This window comes from Streptomyces sp. NPDC004610 (genome assembly GCF_040609715.1).
Classification (GTDB): domain Bacteria; phylum Actinomycetota; class Actinomycetes; order Streptomycetales; family Streptomycetaceae; genus Streptomyces.
This window is the reverse complement of record NZ_JBEXLA010000010.1, coordinates 82,739-96,074: the sequence shown is the minus strand read 5'-3', so window position 1 is coordinate 96,074 and position 13,336 is coordinate 82,739. Positions and strand designations below refer to the sequence as shown.

General features: G+C 71.2%; 29 protein-coding genes. 9 read left to right on the top strand and 20 right to left on the bottom strand.

The window, feature by feature from the left end; translation table 11 throughout:
• The first annotated feature begins 52 nt into the window (after positions 1-52).
• Together ABZX40_RS13500 and ABZX40_RS13495 are read left to right on the top strand one after the other, a co-directional pair.
• Entirely contained in the window at positions 53-805 is a 753-nt protein-coding gene (locus ABZX40_RS13500; protein WP_355734903.1) for a hypothetical protein, read from the top strand.
• Positions 802-1,023, top strand: a complete 222-nt coding sequence (locus ABZX40_RS13495) for a hypothetical protein (RefSeq protein ID WP_355734900.1) — start codon at positions 802-804, stop codon at positions 1,021-1,023. Before ABZX40_RS13500 ends, ABZX40_RS13495 begins: the two co-directional genes overlap by 4 nt.
• Before the next feature lie 60 nt (positions 1,024-1,083).
• Here the strand turns inward: ABZX40_RS13495 and ABZX40_RS13490 are convergent, their stop codons facing one another.
• Complete coding sequence (locus tag ABZX40_RS13490) at positions 1,084-1,731, bottom strand: DUF4352 domain-containing protein (protein WP_355734898.1); 648 nt, start codon at positions 1,729-1,731, stop codon at positions 1,084-1,086.
• 302 nt (positions 1,732-2,033) lie between these two features.
• On the opposite strand from ABZX40_RS13490, the gene ABZX40_RS13485 reads away from it, so the two are divergent.
• Complete coding sequence (locus tag ABZX40_RS13485; RefSeq protein ID WP_355734895.1) at positions 2,034-2,423, top strand: helix-turn-helix domain-containing protein; 390 nt, start codon at positions 2,034-2,036, stop codon at positions 2,421-2,423.
• 52 nt (positions 2,424-2,475) lie between these two features.
• Here ABZX40_RS13485 and ABZX40_RS13480 read toward each other — a convergent pair whose 3' ends face one another.
• From ABZX40_RS13480 to ABZX40_RS13425, 12 genes are all read right to left on the bottom strand, one after another.
• On the bottom strand, positions 2,476-2,640 hold the full coding sequence (locus ABZX40_RS13480; RefSeq protein WP_355734892.1) for a hypothetical protein: 165 nt from the start codon (positions 2,638-2,640) through the stop codon (positions 2,476-2,478).
• 111 nt (positions 2,641-2,751) lie between these two features.
• A complete protein-coding gene (locus ABZX40_RS13475; protein ID WP_355734889.1) occupies positions 2,752-3,450 on the bottom strand; it encodes a SpoIIE family protein phosphatase in 699 nt (232 codons plus the stop codon).
• Positions 3,447-3,590 (bottom strand): hypothetical protein, encoded by a 144-nt coding sequence (locus tag ABZX40_RS13470; protein WP_355734886.1) that lies wholly within the window; start codon positions 3,588-3,590, stop codon positions 3,447-3,449. The genes ABZX40_RS13475 and ABZX40_RS13470 overlap by 4 nt, the downstream gene beginning before the upstream one ends.
• 142 nt (positions 3,591-3,732) lie before the next feature.
• Positions 3,733-4,323 carry a hypothetical protein gene (locus tag ABZX40_RS13465; protein WP_355734883.1) on the bottom strand — a complete coding sequence of 197 codons (591 nt, stop codon included), beginning with the start codon at positions 4,321-4,323 and terminating at the stop codon, positions 3,733-3,735.
• Positions 4,320-4,832 (bottom strand): hypothetical protein, encoded by a 513-nt coding sequence (locus tag ABZX40_RS13460; protein WP_355734880.1) that lies wholly within the window; start codon positions 4,830-4,832, stop codon positions 4,320-4,322. The genes ABZX40_RS13465 and ABZX40_RS13460 overlap by 4 nt, the downstream gene beginning before the upstream one ends.
• The gene (locus ABZX40_RS13455; protein WP_355734877.1) at positions 4,829-5,464 is read right to left on the bottom strand and encodes a hypothetical protein; all 636 of its coding nucleotides are present in this window, start codon (positions 5,462-5,464) and stop codon (positions 4,829-4,831) included. The genes ABZX40_RS13460 and ABZX40_RS13455 overlap by 4 nt, the downstream gene beginning before the upstream one ends.
• On the bottom strand, positions 5,461-6,417 hold the full coding sequence (locus tag ABZX40_RS13450) for a hypothetical protein (protein WP_355734874.1): 957 nt from the start codon (positions 6,415-6,417) through the stop codon (positions 5,461-5,463). The genes ABZX40_RS13455 and ABZX40_RS13450 overlap by 4 nt, the downstream gene beginning before the upstream one ends.
• Positions 6,418-6,479: 62 nt before the next feature.
• A complete protein-coding gene (locus tag ABZX40_RS13445; RefSeq protein WP_355734871.1) occupies positions 6,480-6,860 on the bottom strand; it encodes a GIY-YIG nuclease family protein in 381 nt (126 codons plus the stop codon).
• A gap of 76 nt (positions 6,861-6,936) precedes the next feature.
• A complete protein-coding gene (locus ABZX40_RS13440; protein WP_355734868.1) occupies positions 6,937-7,152 on the bottom strand; it encodes a hypothetical protein in 216 nt (71 codons plus the stop codon).
• A 7-nt stretch (positions 7,153-7,159) separates the two neighbouring features.
• Complete coding sequence (locus ABZX40_RS13435) at positions 7,160-7,354, bottom strand: hypothetical protein (protein WP_355734865.1); 195 nt, start codon at positions 7,352-7,354, stop codon at positions 7,160-7,162.
• Complete coding sequence (locus tag ABZX40_RS13430; RefSeq protein WP_355734862.1) at positions 7,354-7,506, bottom strand: hypothetical protein; 153 nt, start codon at positions 7,504-7,506, stop codon at positions 7,354-7,356. The genes ABZX40_RS13435 and ABZX40_RS13430 overlap by 1 nt, the downstream gene beginning before the upstream one ends.
• Positions 7,503-7,823, bottom strand: coding sequence for a hypothetical protein (locus ABZX40_RS13425; protein WP_355734859.1), 321 nt, complete (start codon positions 7,821-7,823; stop codon positions 7,503-7,505). Before ABZX40_RS13425 ends, ABZX40_RS13430 begins: the two co-directional genes overlap by 4 nt.
• 139 nt (positions 7,824-7,962) lie before the next feature.
• Here ABZX40_RS13425 and ABZX40_RS13420 point away from each other — a divergent pair, with 139 nt between their 5' ends.
• The 4 genes from ABZX40_RS13420 to ABZX40_RS13405 all read left to right on the top strand — a co-directional run bounded on the left by ABZX40_RS13420 (position 7,963) and on the right by ABZX40_RS13405 (position 9,580).
• Positions 7,963-8,391, top strand: coding sequence for an AlpA family phage regulatory protein (locus ABZX40_RS13420; RefSeq protein WP_355734857.1), 429 nt, complete (start codon positions 7,963-7,965; stop codon positions 8,389-8,391).
• Positions 8,384-8,776 (top strand): DUF6221 family protein, encoded by a 393-nt coding sequence (locus ABZX40_RS13415; protein ID WP_355734854.1) that lies wholly within the window; start codon positions 8,384-8,386, stop codon positions 8,774-8,776. Before ABZX40_RS13420 ends, ABZX40_RS13415 begins: the two co-directional genes overlap by 8 nt.
• A gap of 231 nt (positions 8,777-9,007) precedes the next feature.
• Complete coding sequence (locus tag ABZX40_RS13410; RefSeq protein WP_355734851.1) at positions 9,008-9,304, top strand: hypothetical protein; 297 nt, start codon at positions 9,008-9,010, stop codon at positions 9,302-9,304.
• 75 nt (positions 9,305-9,379) lie between these two features.
• Positions 9,380-9,580: a hypothetical protein gene (locus ABZX40_RS13405; protein ID WP_355734849.1), complete on the top strand. Its 201-nt coding sequence runs from the start codon at positions 9,380-9,382 to the stop codon at positions 9,578-9,580.
• Positions 9,581-9,660: 80 nt separating this feature from the next.
• On the opposite strand, the gene ABZX40_RS13400 is transcribed toward ABZX40_RS13405, so the two are convergent.
• Positions 9,661-10,221, bottom strand: coding sequence for a hypothetical protein (locus tag ABZX40_RS13400; protein ID WP_355734846.1), 561 nt, complete (start codon positions 10,219-10,221; stop codon positions 9,661-9,663).
• A gap of 67 nt (positions 10,222-10,288) precedes the next feature.
• Between ABZX40_RS13400 and ABZX40_RS13395 the strand changes: the two genes are divergently transcribed.
• Both ABZX40_RS13395 and ABZX40_RS13390 read left to right on the top strand, forming a co-directional pair.
• On the top strand, positions 10,289-10,486 hold the full coding sequence (locus ABZX40_RS13395) for a hypothetical protein (protein ID WP_355734843.1): 198 nt from the start codon (positions 10,289-10,291) through the stop codon (positions 10,484-10,486).
• A gap of 48 nt (positions 10,487-10,534) precedes the next feature.
• The gene (locus ABZX40_RS13390) at positions 10,535-10,741 is read left to right on the top strand and encodes a hypothetical protein (protein ID WP_355734841.1); all 207 of its coding nucleotides are present in this window, start codon (positions 10,535-10,537) and stop codon (positions 10,739-10,741) included.
• 12 nt (positions 10,742-10,753) lie between these two features.
• Here the strand turns inward: ABZX40_RS13390 and ABZX40_RS13385 are convergent, their stop codons facing one another.
• The 6 genes from ABZX40_RS13385 to ABZX40_RS13360 all read right to left on the bottom strand — a co-directional run bounded on the left by ABZX40_RS13385 (position 10,754) and on the right by ABZX40_RS13360 (position 13,336).
• Positions 10,754-11,131, bottom strand: coding sequence for a hypothetical protein (locus ABZX40_RS13385; RefSeq protein WP_355734838.1), 378 nt, complete (start codon positions 11,129-11,131; stop codon positions 10,754-10,756).
• A gap of 81 nt (positions 11,132-11,212) precedes the next feature.
• The gene (locus ABZX40_RS13380; RefSeq protein ID WP_355734835.1) at positions 11,213-11,533 is read right to left on the bottom strand and encodes a hypothetical protein; all 321 of its coding nucleotides are present in this window, start codon (positions 11,531-11,533) and stop codon (positions 11,213-11,215) included.
• Between the two features lie 370 nt (positions 11,534-11,903).
• Complete coding sequence (locus ABZX40_RS13375) at positions 11,904-12,443, bottom strand: hypothetical protein (protein WP_355734832.1); 540 nt, start codon at positions 12,441-12,443, stop codon at positions 11,904-11,906.
• Positions 12,440-12,664: a hypothetical protein gene (locus tag ABZX40_RS13370; protein ID WP_355734829.1), complete on the bottom strand. Its 225-nt coding sequence runs from the start codon at positions 12,662-12,664 to the stop codon at positions 12,440-12,442. Before ABZX40_RS13370 ends, ABZX40_RS13375 begins: the two co-directional genes overlap by 4 nt.
• A gap of 73 nt (positions 12,665-12,737) precedes the next feature.
• On the bottom strand, positions 12,738-12,935 hold the full coding sequence (locus ABZX40_RS13365; protein ID WP_355734826.1) for a hypothetical protein: 198 nt from the start codon (positions 12,933-12,935) through the stop codon (positions 12,738-12,740).
• Positions 12,932-13,336, bottom strand: a complete 405-nt coding sequence (locus ABZX40_RS13360) for a hypothetical protein (RefSeq protein ID WP_355734823.1) — start codon at positions 13,334-13,336, stop codon at positions 12,932-12,934. The genes ABZX40_RS13365 and ABZX40_RS13360 overlap by 4 nt, the downstream gene beginning before the upstream one ends.

Genomic DNA, 13,336 nt, shown 5'->3' with positions numbered 1-13,336 from the left:
CTGGAAATCTGCGCTACTTTGCAGCGCCACCCTCCAGCGCTAGCCTGAGCGCATGACCGACGAGACCCCAGACTCCATCGCAGCCGCAGCCGCCCGATACAAACGCGACAGCGACCGGGCCAAGAAGTCGCGCGGAGAACTCACGGACCTGGTCCTTGACGCCCTGCGGCAACCGGGTGCCGAACCCGTCGACATCGCGCGCCGCGCCGACTGGACGCCGGCCTACGTGCGCAAGCTGGCGCGCGAAAAGGGGATCGTGGCCGACCCCGCCTATCAGGCGCGCACGCAGAAGGCGCGCGAGCGACTCCTGGCCGAGGCGGCAGCGTCGCTGTCGGCCCCTCAGCCTGCTGTCGTATCCGCCAAGCGGGATGACCACGCCGAGCCGAAGGCCGTACCGGCCGTCTCGCCTCAGGTCGCGGTGCTGCCCTACGAGCGTGTCCGGGATCTGGCGGCCCGTGCCGAGGAGCGGCACCCGGAGTGGGTGGAGGAGATCCGGGCGGAGTACCCGCACCTCCACGCACGGGACTTGGACTACCTGATCGTGGATGCGGGCATCCGGCAGGGCTTCAAGATCCCGGGAGTGGCCGACCGGCCAGTGACCGAGGAGGAAGCCGCAGGGTTCGCCGAGTCGGCCCGGTCCAGGGCTGATGGGCAGCAGCGGGCGAAGCTGGAGCAGCTCGCCGGGTCCACGGCTGACGGGGCGAAGGACTATGCGGTCATGCACGCGGGCCTGGAGATGGGCCTGCTGACGCACGATGAGGTGTACGCCGAGCCGGACCGCCCAGGCGAGGAGCCCACACCGTGAGCGTGCCCAAGCTCTACACCCCCGCAAGAGGGGTACAGGACCGCGAGGCGTTGCGCGCGCTGCTCGCCCGCCTCGGTATCGACGCGCACGTCACGACCGAAGGCGGCGCCCCGACGATCGCCCTCGACCGAGCAGGCATGGAGCAGCTCCGCGACTGGTTCGCGGAACACGGGGACGTGGCTCAGGCCGCAGCGATCCGGCGCGCGCTCGACGCGTAGCCCGCCGCATGACGATGGCCCCGCCCCACACCCGGGACGGGGCCATTCGCCTGCTCGCGACTACTTCCCGACCTGCCACTCCACCGGCTCATCCAACCCGGCCGGCGAGTACAGCACCCGCTCCGGACGCCCCTCCTCCGGCACCTGGAACGCGATATGCCCCCGCACGCAGTCGTCCGCACCGACCTTTGCGTCCATCGGGTACACCGGCTGCGGCAACTCGCCCGCGTTCATCCCGGCCGATTCCACCCGTGCTCCGTCCGCGTAGGCGAGTGACCACGTGTACGTCGACGTCTCGAACGGCGCCGAGCCGGTGTTGCAGACCTTCACCTCCAGCGCCGCCCACTTCTGCCCCGCGCTCAGGAAGTCGGGGATGCCTTTGATGCTCTTGTCCTTGTAGGAGAGGGCGGCAGCGCTGAACGTGATGTCGGTGGTGATGTCGGCGGTGTCCCCCAGTTTCAGCGGCTCGGCGGGCGGTGAAGGCTCCGCGCTCGGCTCGACGCTGCTGGCCTCAGTGTTGGTCGCCTTGGCCACTGTCGGCTCGGCGCCTCCGTCGTCGCGGGAGTTCACCACCACGGCGCCGGTAGCGACGATCGCGATGATGACGGCGGCAGCCGACCCGATGATGACGAGGTTGGTGCGGGACTTCGGGGGCGCTGGCGGGGGCGGCTGGAAGTCGGGCACTGGTGGTGGCGTGGTGTTGCTCATGGTCCCCCCAGGACTCGGGCGTGCGTGCCCGCATCATCGTGGGGTGTGAACGTCCCGTGGAGGGCTGTTCACCACTCTGTGACCCGAACCCGCCCAACGCGGCCCCCAACCCGCAGGTACAGGCGGACTCCCGGGACCGGCTGAGGGGTAGCGGGCGCGCTCCTCCTTGCAGCCGAGTGCCAGCACTTCTCCGGTGCGGCTGAATCCTGCTTCCAGGATGGCCGAATCTCCCATTCACGTGCACAAATCGTGCACGTACTCTGAGGTGGTCGGGACACACTCGACTCTCCAGAAGGGGGAGTATGACCACCCCAATTCCCACGTCAGCCGCTATGTCGGCGGCCGAGTTCCGTATCACGCGTGAAGCCGTGGGCTTCACTCAAGATGCACTGAGCATGCACCTGGAATGCAGTCGGAGGTCCGTCGCCAACTGGGAGGACGGGACCCGCCCGGTCCCGGACGACATGCGCGACGCGATCATCCGTCTCGCCGCGTACACCGACGGGGCCGTCGATGCCCTCGCCTACCAGCTCAGTGGAAGCGACACCCCCAGCGTGGAGACCTACCGGGACGACGAGACTGTCCCCGTGCTGTGGTCGGGTATGCCGGCGTCGTGGCATCGTGCCGTCGTCGCCCGCGTCGCCCGTCGGATTCCCAGCCTCCGTATCACCTACGGCGGCCAGGGGCAGTAAGCGCGCGAGGGCCCCGCCGTCCACCCGACGGCGGGGCCCTCCTCGCGACCGGCTACTCCCCGTGGCCCCGCCAGGGACGGAAGACGCCGTTCTCCCGGTCGGCCATGTCCGGCGGCTCCTCGAAGTACGCCGCGCCGTCCCCCTCGCAGTAGCAGAGCGGTGCGGTCGGGTCGGAGTGCTGGGGGCACTCCTGGTAGTGCTCCTCGTTGACGGGCATGCGTTTCTCCTTCGGTCGCGGATCCCCGGGCGGGGGATTACTACGCCTACACCCGCGCGGTGGGCGGGAGTCGGCTGATGTCGAATGGTGGGGCTGGTGTTGCGTGTGGGATCAGTCCTGCCGGGTGCGACGGATGACCACCGCTGTGGCGTCGTCGCGTACGCCGTCAGTCCCGGTTTCGGCAGCCCTGACGAGAGCCTGAGCTAGGGCCTGCGGGTCCCCCTGGTGCTCCAGGGCGAGGGCCTTCAGGGTGTGGTGCGGCATCTGGTCGTGCACTCCGTCGGAAGTGAGCAGCACCAGGTCCGCGGTCGTCCATGCCTCGGCCACGGTGGCGACCGCCGCCGTCGCCACCGAGGTCCGCACCCACTGCCCGGCACGGCGGACAACTTCCCCCGCGTATCCGCACATCTCCAGTTGCGTGGCGAGGTTGTGGTCGATGGTCAGGTGCTGGAGCTTTCCATCTTCCAGGGCGTACGCGCGGCAGTCTCCGACCCAGGCGGTGCTGATGCGGTCGTCTCCCGGTTTGGTCACGGCGACGACGGCGACGGCGTCCGGCTCGGGCTCGGCGCCGGCACCGGGATCGGCCACCAGTTCTGTGGCGGCGAGGAGTCCGGCGAGGCATCCCCTGCGGGCGGCGGTCCGGGCGGCAACGGCGGCGAGAATGCGGGCGACGTCGGCTATGTGCGGGCTGTGACCGATGCCGTCGACTACGGCTGCGGCAAGGGTGCCGTCTGCCTGGACGTGGACGATGGCGGCGTCTGCGCTGGGGGCGATGGTGCCTGCTCGGGTGGCGTGGCCGGTCTCGATCATCGCTGGTCCCCCTTTGGTGCGCCCGGAGTGGGCGTTGTGGTCGTCTTCACCCAGCCGCCGCGCGAGGCGCGGTAGGTGGTCTCGTGCCCGCGCAGCCGCGGGTCGTCGGGCGGCGGCGGTTTCTTCCAGCCGAGTGCCATGATGGCGATCTCCTGTCGCTCGTGTGATGGGAACCGGGGTGCGGGCCGCACTCTTCTTGGCGGATGGGAGCGGCCCGCCCCGGGGTAGATGGCCGGTAGATCCGGCGGTAGACGGTGGTAGACGGTCTGGTAGACGCGCAGGTCACGCGGCGGTAGACGGCACGGGAGACACCCCAGGGGTGCCGACCGGGGAGGGGCCGCCGAGATCCCTCCGGCGCACCCCCCACGTCGGCGACCGGCCGCCCGCTTTCACCCCCCGATCGCAGGGCACTCCCAGCCCCTCCAGGTGGCGGCGCAGGTGGGTCACCGTCCGGCCCTCCCACTGGCCCCTGTCCTGGAGGTGCGCGAGGACGGTGCGGAGCTGCACCTCGTCGGCGTCTCCCATGACGTCCAGGAGGAACCGGTGGACACCCTCACCCGGAGCCGGTTCGGCCAACGGGGACTCCTCCTTTGCGGGTGCGGTGGAGGGCTTCCCGGCGCGCCAGGCGGCACAGGCCCAGCAGCCGGTCAGCACCCACATCAGCCGCGGCTGCGCCCGCACAATCATGAAGACGACCACGACACTTGCGATGCTGGCGAGGGTCCAGACGATGGGGCCGAGGCGGGCGGTGAGTCCGGTGAGGTCGTCGCGGCGGGTGCGTCTGATGCGGGCCGCGTGCCGGGCGGCGAGCCTGCGCGCGAGGACGCTGCTGCCGCGGCCGAGACGATCGGCGGTGCGGACGAGGCGGCTCACAGGACGCCGGCTCCCTGGATGGCGGCGACGATGCCGTCCCCGGCCGCGTTCAGGGTCCCGGGCAGCCAGGACAGGGCGCCCGCCACGCCCGCGGTGAGGCAGAGGGTAGAGCCGACGTACGCGCCGCCCAGGATGCGCCTCTTGTCCTTCTTCCCGGCCGCTTTGTAGGCGAGGACGACGAGGAGCACGGTGATGACGACGATGACGGCTCCGGTGGCGCCGAGGCCGACGAGTTGGCCGCTGGTCAGGCTCTGGCCGGAGGTGGTGCCGGTCGTGGCTGCGCCGAGGCGTTCCCCGGCGCCGTTGCCGACGGTCCCGGAGCGGGAGTGGGCCCAGCCCAGGATGCCGCCGGGGCACATGGCGGCGCCGACTCCGCCGGCCGTCCCTTTGCTGAACGCGCTCAGTTGCTTGGCCTCCCGGGTACCGGTCCACCAGGGGTGCAGGTTCGCGGTGAGGATGATCAGGGCGGCGAGGAGGCCGCCGAGGGTGAGGGTGGTGGTGGCGGTCACGGTCGTACTCCGGTCAGGGCGAGGATGGGGTCCCACCAGTGCAGGACGCCGAGGGCGCCGAGGCCGGCGGTGACGAGGAGGAAGCGCGGGATCGCGCGGCCGGTACGCCGGTCGATGGCCCAGGCGGTGGTGACGGCGATTCCGGCGATGAGGTAGGCGGCCCCGATCCCGGCCTCGGTGCGGGCGGCGTGGACGGTGCGGGACCAGAGTCCGACGGGGCTCTCCCCTCCGGCCCAGGGGGTGAGCGCGAGGGTGAGGGCGGCGGCCATCCGCCAGGTGACGAGGCGGTCCCACAGCCGTGCCCAGAGGCTGGGGCGGGGCTCGGGCTCGGGCGGCGTGAGGGGGATGAGGGTGACGCGGACCTCGATCGGTCCGGGTGCCGGGGGTGGTGGGAAGAGCGGGCCGTGGCCGGCGGGCGGCGGGGGTGGCGGTGGCCGCCAGGGCGGGTGTTCGTCGTGCTGCGGCGGGCGTGCGGGCAGGGGCGCGCCCGCGGGGATGACGCGGGTCGGGGTGACGGGCCGCTGCTCGGGGGTGGACACGGTGGGCTCCGGGGGTTGGTGGCCGAGGGGGCGGGCGCCGAGGAGGTCGAGGTAGGCGCGGGCGCGCCGCTCGTCCGCGCCTCGGGCGGTCATGAGGCGGGGCGCTCGATACGGCGGCGTGTCCGGGCCACGGTGTCCGCGGACACGGAGGGTCCGTGGATGGTGCGGACGTAGGACACGACGGCGTCCTTGTCCGTGATCCCGGACGCGAGGGCTGTCCGGACGGTGTCCGCGACTGTCTGTCCGGGCGGCGCGATCGGCTGCACCGGGCGGACGGGTGTGCGCGGTGACCTGCTGTCCTTCGTGTCCGGGTGGTTGTCCGTGTCCTCGTCGAGGACGGTGCGGACGGTGTCCGTGTCCGTGTCGATCCCGGCGGCGGACAAGTGGTCGACGATGTCCTCGGCACTGGCGTCGGGGAAGGTGTCCGCTGCCGCGCGGACAGCGGAGCGGACGGTCCCGCCGCGACGGTTGTCCGGTCGGACGGCGGTGTCCGGCGGGGTGAGGGCGTGTCCGGTCTGGACGGGGTCGAGGAGGTCGAGGCGGACACCGACCGCGCTGCGCAGCGTCGTCCAGGACCGCCCCGGGTACATGATCCAGCCGAGGGCGGGGATGTGCGGGAGGCGTTCGGCGATCAGGCCGCGGGCGGCGCGCTGTTCGTCGCGGATGTCGCGGCGGTGGAGTTCGAAGAGCAGCTCGACGCCGGCGGACAGGGAGGCGAAGCCTGCGGCGGCGGGGAGTCCGCCGAGGGTGTAGCCGTGGTGCCAGTTGAGGAGTCCTGCGACGGAGACGAAGGCGACGAGGGCGAGGCGGGCGAGTCCGGCGGGGGTGCCGCGTTCGACGGCGCGGCGGGCGTAGGTGGCGCAGATGAGTCCGGCGGCGTCGAACATGATGCTCAGGGGCCAGGCGAGCCAGGGGTTCATGCCCCAGCGGATGAGTTGGCCGGAGAGGGACCAGGCGGCAGCTGCGAGGAGCATGGCGAGGACGAGTGCCCAGGCGGCGCGGGTGGGGTTGGAGAGTCGGCGGCCGGTGGGGCGGGGCGTGTTCACGGTGCTCCTCCGGGAGCGGGAAAGGCGGCGGCCCCCGCGTGGGGTGGCCAGCGCGAGGTGGGTCAGGCTCCGGACGACGCCTCGAACAGATTTGCGCTGGCGTGTCGGCGCAGAACCATGGCGCGCGCATGCCACTCGTTCACCGCGTCGATGACTGGGCCCTCGAATGAGAACCACTCGGTGCCGCCGATCCTCAGCTTGGAGAACCTGGCGTGCATTTCGTCTTCGTGCCGCCGGTCGCCGGGTACGCAGGCGACGACGTTGCGGGGCTTGAGCGCGAGGGCGCGAACACGGTTGCGGAGGTTGGTTGTCGTACCGATCTTCACGCGGTTGCCGTTGAGGATGAAGTAGACGACGTCTTCGTGGCTGCCGTCCGGGATGTTCAGCCGCCTGTATCCGGTCTCTTCATCGAAGTTGCCGATGGCGAAGTCGAGATCGTTCATAGGTGCTCCTCCGGAAGCGGGGAGGCCGGGCCGCGCGCTGGGGGATGTACGCGCGACCCGGCCGCTCGGGGGCGGGTTAGGGCTGGTTGGGCTGGAGGTCGAAGAAGAGGACGCTGCCCTGCGCGAGGTCCGGGCTGGTGCGGACGATCTCGGCGCGGAGGTCGAGGTAGATGTCGTGTCGGGTGGCGCCGGGGTGTGGGGTGACGGTGCCGACCCGGGAGGCGAAGGCGACGCCCCCACCGACGACGGCTTGCAGGGTGAGGACGTAGTGGTGGGTGCCCTGGCTGCTCATGGGGTCCTCATCGGGTCCAGTCGGTGTGCCGGTTGCCGTGCCGGTCGCGGGCGCGGTCCTGCTGTTCCCAGCGGTCGGCGTCGCGGGCGGTGTTGGGGATCTGGTCGCGGTGCCGTTCGCGGCGCTGCCCGCGCAGTTCGGCGGCGAGCCGTCGGTCGTCGACGGGCGCGAGGGTGCGCATGAAGTCGCGGATGCGGCCCATCAGCGGTTCCCCCAGCCGAGGCGCTGGCGGATGTCGGCGGCGTCGGCGTAGTCCTGCTGCGCCTGCTCAACCGTGGCGGGCCTGTCGAGGATGGGGTTGGGGCGGGGGGTGCGGTCCAGTTCCTCGGCGGGGCCGGGTGGCTGAGTGGTCAACGGGTCGCCGCCGGGCGGTGGGTGCGGCGCAGGCCGAGCTGGATGCGGTCGCGGCGGGCGATGGACTCGCCGTAGCGGTGGATGCGGGCGGTGCGCTCCTCGGGTGTCTCGGGGTCGTGCCAGGCGGCGGGCTGGCGCCAGCCGATGGGGGTGCCGACGGTCCATGTGGTGCCGTCGGTCATGGTGAGGGGGCGGACGTTGCGGGCGACGCGGGCGAAGTTGCTGGTGCCGTCGATGATCTTGAAGGTCAGTCCGGTCGCGTGGGTGACGGTCTCCGGGGTGGGCTGGTCGGGGGTGGGGTCGGTACCGTGTGTCACGGTCGTTTCTCCTGGTTGCTCAGGGGCTTCGGCAGGCCCCGGCCGGGCTCTCACACACCGACCGGGGCCGTTCCATTGGTGCAGTGCCAGAGTGGCAGAACTTCTAGAAAATATCCAGAAGTTCGGGAAGGATGGGGGCGTGCCCAAGAACCCTGGACGCGAGGGGAGTCCGCGCTTGATCACTCCGCAGCAGATTGAGCAGGAGTATGGGATTCGGCGGTCGACGCTGTACACGTACCGCCACCGCCCGACCTTCCCTCAGCCAGTCAAGGTCGAGGGCTCCATCAAAACCTTCTACCGAGCTGACGAGGTTGCCGCGTGGGTCGCGGCCAACCCGAAGCAGCAGGGGAAGAGAACCGACCTCGCCGCAACCCAAGGAGCGCCAGCAGTGATCGAAGGCCAGATGGGGACGAAGCCCCTCAACGGGAACGATGCCCGCGCGATCCTCGGGATCGTGTGGCAGTGGATCGAGGGCGCCAATGACGGAACCGGCTCGGACGTCGGTGACCTGACGGATGCGCTGGAGTCCGCCGGGTACGGACCGGTCGCCGAGGCGCAGGATGGATGACCTGGTGATATGGCTGCGCACGCAGTTGGATGCTGACGCTGCTGGTGCGGCCGACCCGTATGCGGAGAAGTCGTGGCACGCGAAGGGTTGCGAGTCGCTGCCGGACGTCCTGTATCCCGAGCGTGAGACCGGGGCCTGCGACTGCGGGGTTCCGTCGCGGCTGCTGCGGGAGATCGACGCCAAGCGGCAGCTGGTGAACGCTCACTCCCGCCCGCACGAGTGCGTCGCCCTCACCGGGAGCGGAGAAAAGTCCGTGGTCGACGGACAGCCCTGGGAACTGTGGGAGCTGGAGCACACCAGCGACGACGGCCCGTGCACGACGCTGTGCGTGCTCGCGCTGCCGTACGCGGACCGGGACGGCTACCTGCCGGAGTGGCGCCCGTGACGGCTTGTACGACTTTCCGTGTCCGGCTGCGCCCGCACCGTGAGCCCCCGCATCCTGGACCGATGGCGGACACCCCATGCGGAGCCTGCAACGGGACTGGCACAACCGAGCACGTCCAGCACACTGTAGAGACCGGACCCGACGGCGAACAGAAACCCGTCGAGCGACGCTGGACCGGCCCCTGCGGACGGTGCAACGGCTCGGGCCAAGGCTGAGAAGGGAAACGACGCGATGCGAACCGTGTACGTGTGCCTCGGGTGCAGCTGCCTCTACCTGCCCCCCGAGTCGATGACCTACCCCAGCCACCCCGACCTGACCGCCAGCCGCACCCATTGCGGACAGCCGGGCTGCGAGGAGAAGGCGCGCACGGCGGTCGCCACATCGGGCCTGCCGGAGGAGCGGGTGGTGGAGCTGGCCCGGCGTGCTGCGGGACTGGATGTTCCGGCCCCGGAGCGGCGGCCGTGGCGTCTGGCACGTGGCCGTCGTCCTGCCGCGGCTCCGAGGGGGGCGCGGGGCCGGCTGTCCTGACCTGACCTCTGCTGCGCCCCGGACGTCCGCGTCCGGGGCGTTCGCGTGTTCGGGCCGGGCGTAGGATTCCACCCCGTGGCTGATACCGAGTACCCCGCTGACCTGCTGGAGCTGGAGCGTTCCGCCTGGACCGCGATCCAGGAGGGTACGCTCACGCGCGAGTTGGCGCACGCCGTGCAGCAGGGTGTGACCGCGTTCGCGGCGGAGACCGGAGTCGACCGGCACAAGGCGGAGATGGGGCTGAAGAAGATCGTCCGGCACACCGAGGCGGTGTAGCAGCCCGTCCCGGTGCATCACACCGGGACGGGACACCAGCAGCAAACCCGACTGTCTAGTCGTTGTCGGATCCGTGCAGGCTACCGGCCGCCACTGACAACGGGCTCGGTGCGTGGGTCGAGGTCAAGGACCGCCCACACCTGACGCCCCTCCACGGCGGCCTCCGTGCCGCAGCTCACCGCGCCCAGCTCCCGCAGCCGGGGCAGCACCTCGCCGTCGAGGGCAGGCGGATTCGGCTGGTGGCTGAGGGCAAGCATGAGGACCTGGTGATCCTGCTCGGCTGCGTGGAGGCTGACGCGCCGGCCGCCGTCGCCAAGGACCGTGGTGATGAGGTGGCGGACCAGGGCGTCCAGGTCGGCGGGGACCGGGAGCCCCCACTTGCCGAGCTGTTCGGTGACCGCAGCGACTGCCTTGCCGGGTGCCGAGCGCACTGCCCAGGGCTGTGCGTCCAAGGTCCAGTTGGCGCCTGCCCGGTCTTTCATGACGGGACGGCCGCTGCGCGCGGCGCGCTGAGGCTCGGGCAGAGCGGACTCCTGGCCGCGTTCGGGGCGGGGCGGGGAGAGGGGGCGTTTCGGGGGCGGGGGTGTCTTCGGCGGGTAGTCGGGGCGCGGTTTGGGGGCGTCTGTGTCCGGTGTTCCCACGGGGCCTCCCCGGCGCTGAGTGACGTTCTGACCGCCCAGCGTAGCGGGCGAGGCTACCGTTGCGCCCATGGATGACGGCATGACGGTAGAGCTGTTCGGCGGGCCCCTGGACGGGTGGCATGTCGAAGTGGACGCGCAGGATGATGATCCGTGGACGGCGATCATCAGTGATCACGGCCGGTATCCGGGCGGGCGCTCCCTCTACGCCCCGGACGGTGCGGGCGTCTGGCGACACGTGAGAGACCTGCGCCCCGACGAACTGTGATCTGAACCCGGGGCGCGAGTCGGCACGGCGAGACATAGAGTCGAACACGTGAGCGAATCTGTATCCCGGCTTGACCTGCTGCGCTTCCTGGAACGCGTTCAGGAACGGGACCTCGCGCGCACCCGCCGGTGGATCGCCGAGGAGGAAGAGCGGGAGACAGAGCAGCAACGCGGTGCAGCTGCCCGGCCGCCGCGCCCGGACTGGCTGATCGAGATCGAGTGGCGCGGGGGCGGCCCGGACGCATGGACCCGTTGACGGGGCCGCGGGTCAGGGGTGGGCTGCAGCAGCTCCCGGCCTCGTGGTGGCCGCCGTCCGGCAGCCGCAGTCGCAGGGCTGGCCCGTGAAGGGGTTCTCCCTGCACTGCTCGTGCAGATTCTGGGCGGTGGTGTCCAGGTACCGCTCCGGGTGATCCTCGTGCGCGCGTTGTGCGCGCTCCGCCGTCTGGCAGGCGACGCACAGGTAGGGGGCCGGGTCGAGGAAGGCGACGACGTCGACAGGAAGCCGGTGGGTGCTGGCGTGCATGAGGCTGGTGATCACGTCCGGCGCCGGGCAGGCGGAACGGCTGCAATGCACGTTGCCGTCGTCGTCCAGGCCGAGGGACGCGAAGTGGCAGCCGGGGCAGATACCGCGAACGATGGAAGGCATGCGTCAATTCTCCCTGACGGAGGGCCTGTTGGTGTGGGCTTCCGCCGACATGGCCGCGCTCGGGTCCTGGATTGTGCGGGGCTACGAGTCGGCCGGCGCGTAGGGGCCGAGGATGTTGCTGGTGACGTAGTACTCGTAGACGTCGGTCCACTCGTCCCGCCAGCCGGGGCGCCCGGCGTCGTGTTCGGCGTCGGCCAGGATCAGCACGGCTCGCGCCCACTGGACGGCTGCGGCTTGGGTGACGGGTGTGGGGTCTGCGATCGCGTCTGCGGTGACGCGCCTGTGGGTGGCGAGGATGAGTTCTTTGGCCCCGCGGTCGGGTCCGGCCGGGTAGTGCTGCTGGAGGACCTGCTCGTACCAGTCGGTGATCTGGCGGAGGTGGAGGGCGTGGTCGTAGGTCATGCGCCCATGCTCCAGGCGCTCGGGGTCGAGGTCTGCTCGATGTGTGCGCTTCACCTGTGGCCTGGGTCACAGCGGGGTGCGGGAACGCCGAACGCCCCGCCGCGGGGGTGGACGGGGCGCCGGGCCCGCTCGGCTATCGGCCGACTGGTTCTCGGGGGCCACGATTTCGCGCGGCAGACGAGCGGGCTACGGGCAGGATCCCACGGCCGTCAAGCGCTGGTGTCACAGCATCCGGCATGCCCGCCACAGTGCCTCCGCCGCGCGGGGGTGGCCGTGTCCGGCGAGCCATCCGCCCATGTGATCGATGCGGCGGTGGACGGCGAGGCGCAGGCGGGTTCGGGCGGGGAGACGCGGGCACAGCACATGCAGGTCAGGCGCCGGGCCGCTCCCCGCCGGCTGTGGCGCTGCCGGCGGGGAAGTGGTCGTCGGGGGTGCAGCCGCCTCGGGGGTGGAACGGGCAGTAGTCGTCAGGGACGTCCGTGTGCTCGAAGTCCTCGTAGCGGTCGTCGTCCATGGAGGGCTCCTCTGCGAGGTGTCGGTCTCGGGCGCGTTCGGCCCACTGCTGGCTGGTGTGGTCGAGGGACAGTGCGCCGTCGCAGGTGTCGGTGCCCCAGCAGCGGAACACCCACTTCCGGGTGCCGTCGTCGGCCCGGTACTCCCGTACGACGAGGGGGTCGGGGTCCGGCTGCGTCGGGGCGGGCCGGCTGTCTGCTGCTGGTCCAGGTGCCGGGTCGAGGGCGTCGCTGAGCCGGTCGGCGACTTCGTCGGGGTTGCGGGTCCAGGCTGCCCCGGCCCGGATGTGGGCGACGACCGTGCGGACGCGTTCAAGGGCGGCCTCGGCGCTGTCCAGTCGGGCGTACAGCCGGTCGAGTTGGGTGTCGGTGATCGTGGACGCGGTGGGACGGGTCACGGCTGCTCCAGGGCGTATCCGGTACGGCGGGGCGTGCCCGTCTTGGTGGTGGCGGTGGCGTGGAGCTTGGAGAGCGGTACGGGGTTGAGGAGGGGCCATCCGCCGTCGACGGAGGTGGCTCCGGCTGTCTCGGTGCCGACGGATGTGATGCGGATGCGGAAGTCCTCGTAGCCGGGCTTGCAGCTTCGATAGGTTTGTCCGCGTTCGATGTGGTGGGTCACGGCTGGCCTTTCGGTGGTGGGGGTGGTGCCGCCCGTGAGGGACGGCACCACGGGCGGTCGCGTCAGGCGTGGGTCACAGATGAGTCCCGGTGAGCGGGATGGTGCGGATGGAGTGGCGTTGCCGGGGGGTGAGGCCCTGGCCCCAGAGGTCCGTCTCCCAGCGGGGGCGGTCCTGTTGGCAGCGGCAGGTGTCGTCGGCGGGGAGGAAGTGGCCGCGCGGGCAACGCGGTCGGCCGAGGGTGACGGTGGTGTCGACCGCCTCCCTGATCACGACGGGTCCTCATCGTCGGCGGGGTCCCAGGTCGCCAACGGGTCCCGCTCGCTGGTGGCCCACGCATAGGTCGGGCAGGGGTGGGGGTGGCCGCATTCGTTGCAGTCGCCCGATGTCAGGCCGCCGTCCCCGGTGTGCTTGCTGTGGGCGGTGGCGATGCGGGCGAGGCGCGCTGTCGGGTCGTCGGGCAGGACTATGCGGGTGGCGCCGCCGTGACCGTGGACGGCTCGGATGGAGGCGATGCCTTTGGGGTGCGGGGTGGTTGTGGGCCAAGCGCCGAGCCAGTGGATGACGGCTTCGCCGTCGCTGAAGATGGCGCCTTCGGCGACCTTTCCGGTTCCGCTGACTCCGGAGACGTCGGTGTCGCGGATGAGTTCGAATGGGATGGGCCTGTCAGTCAT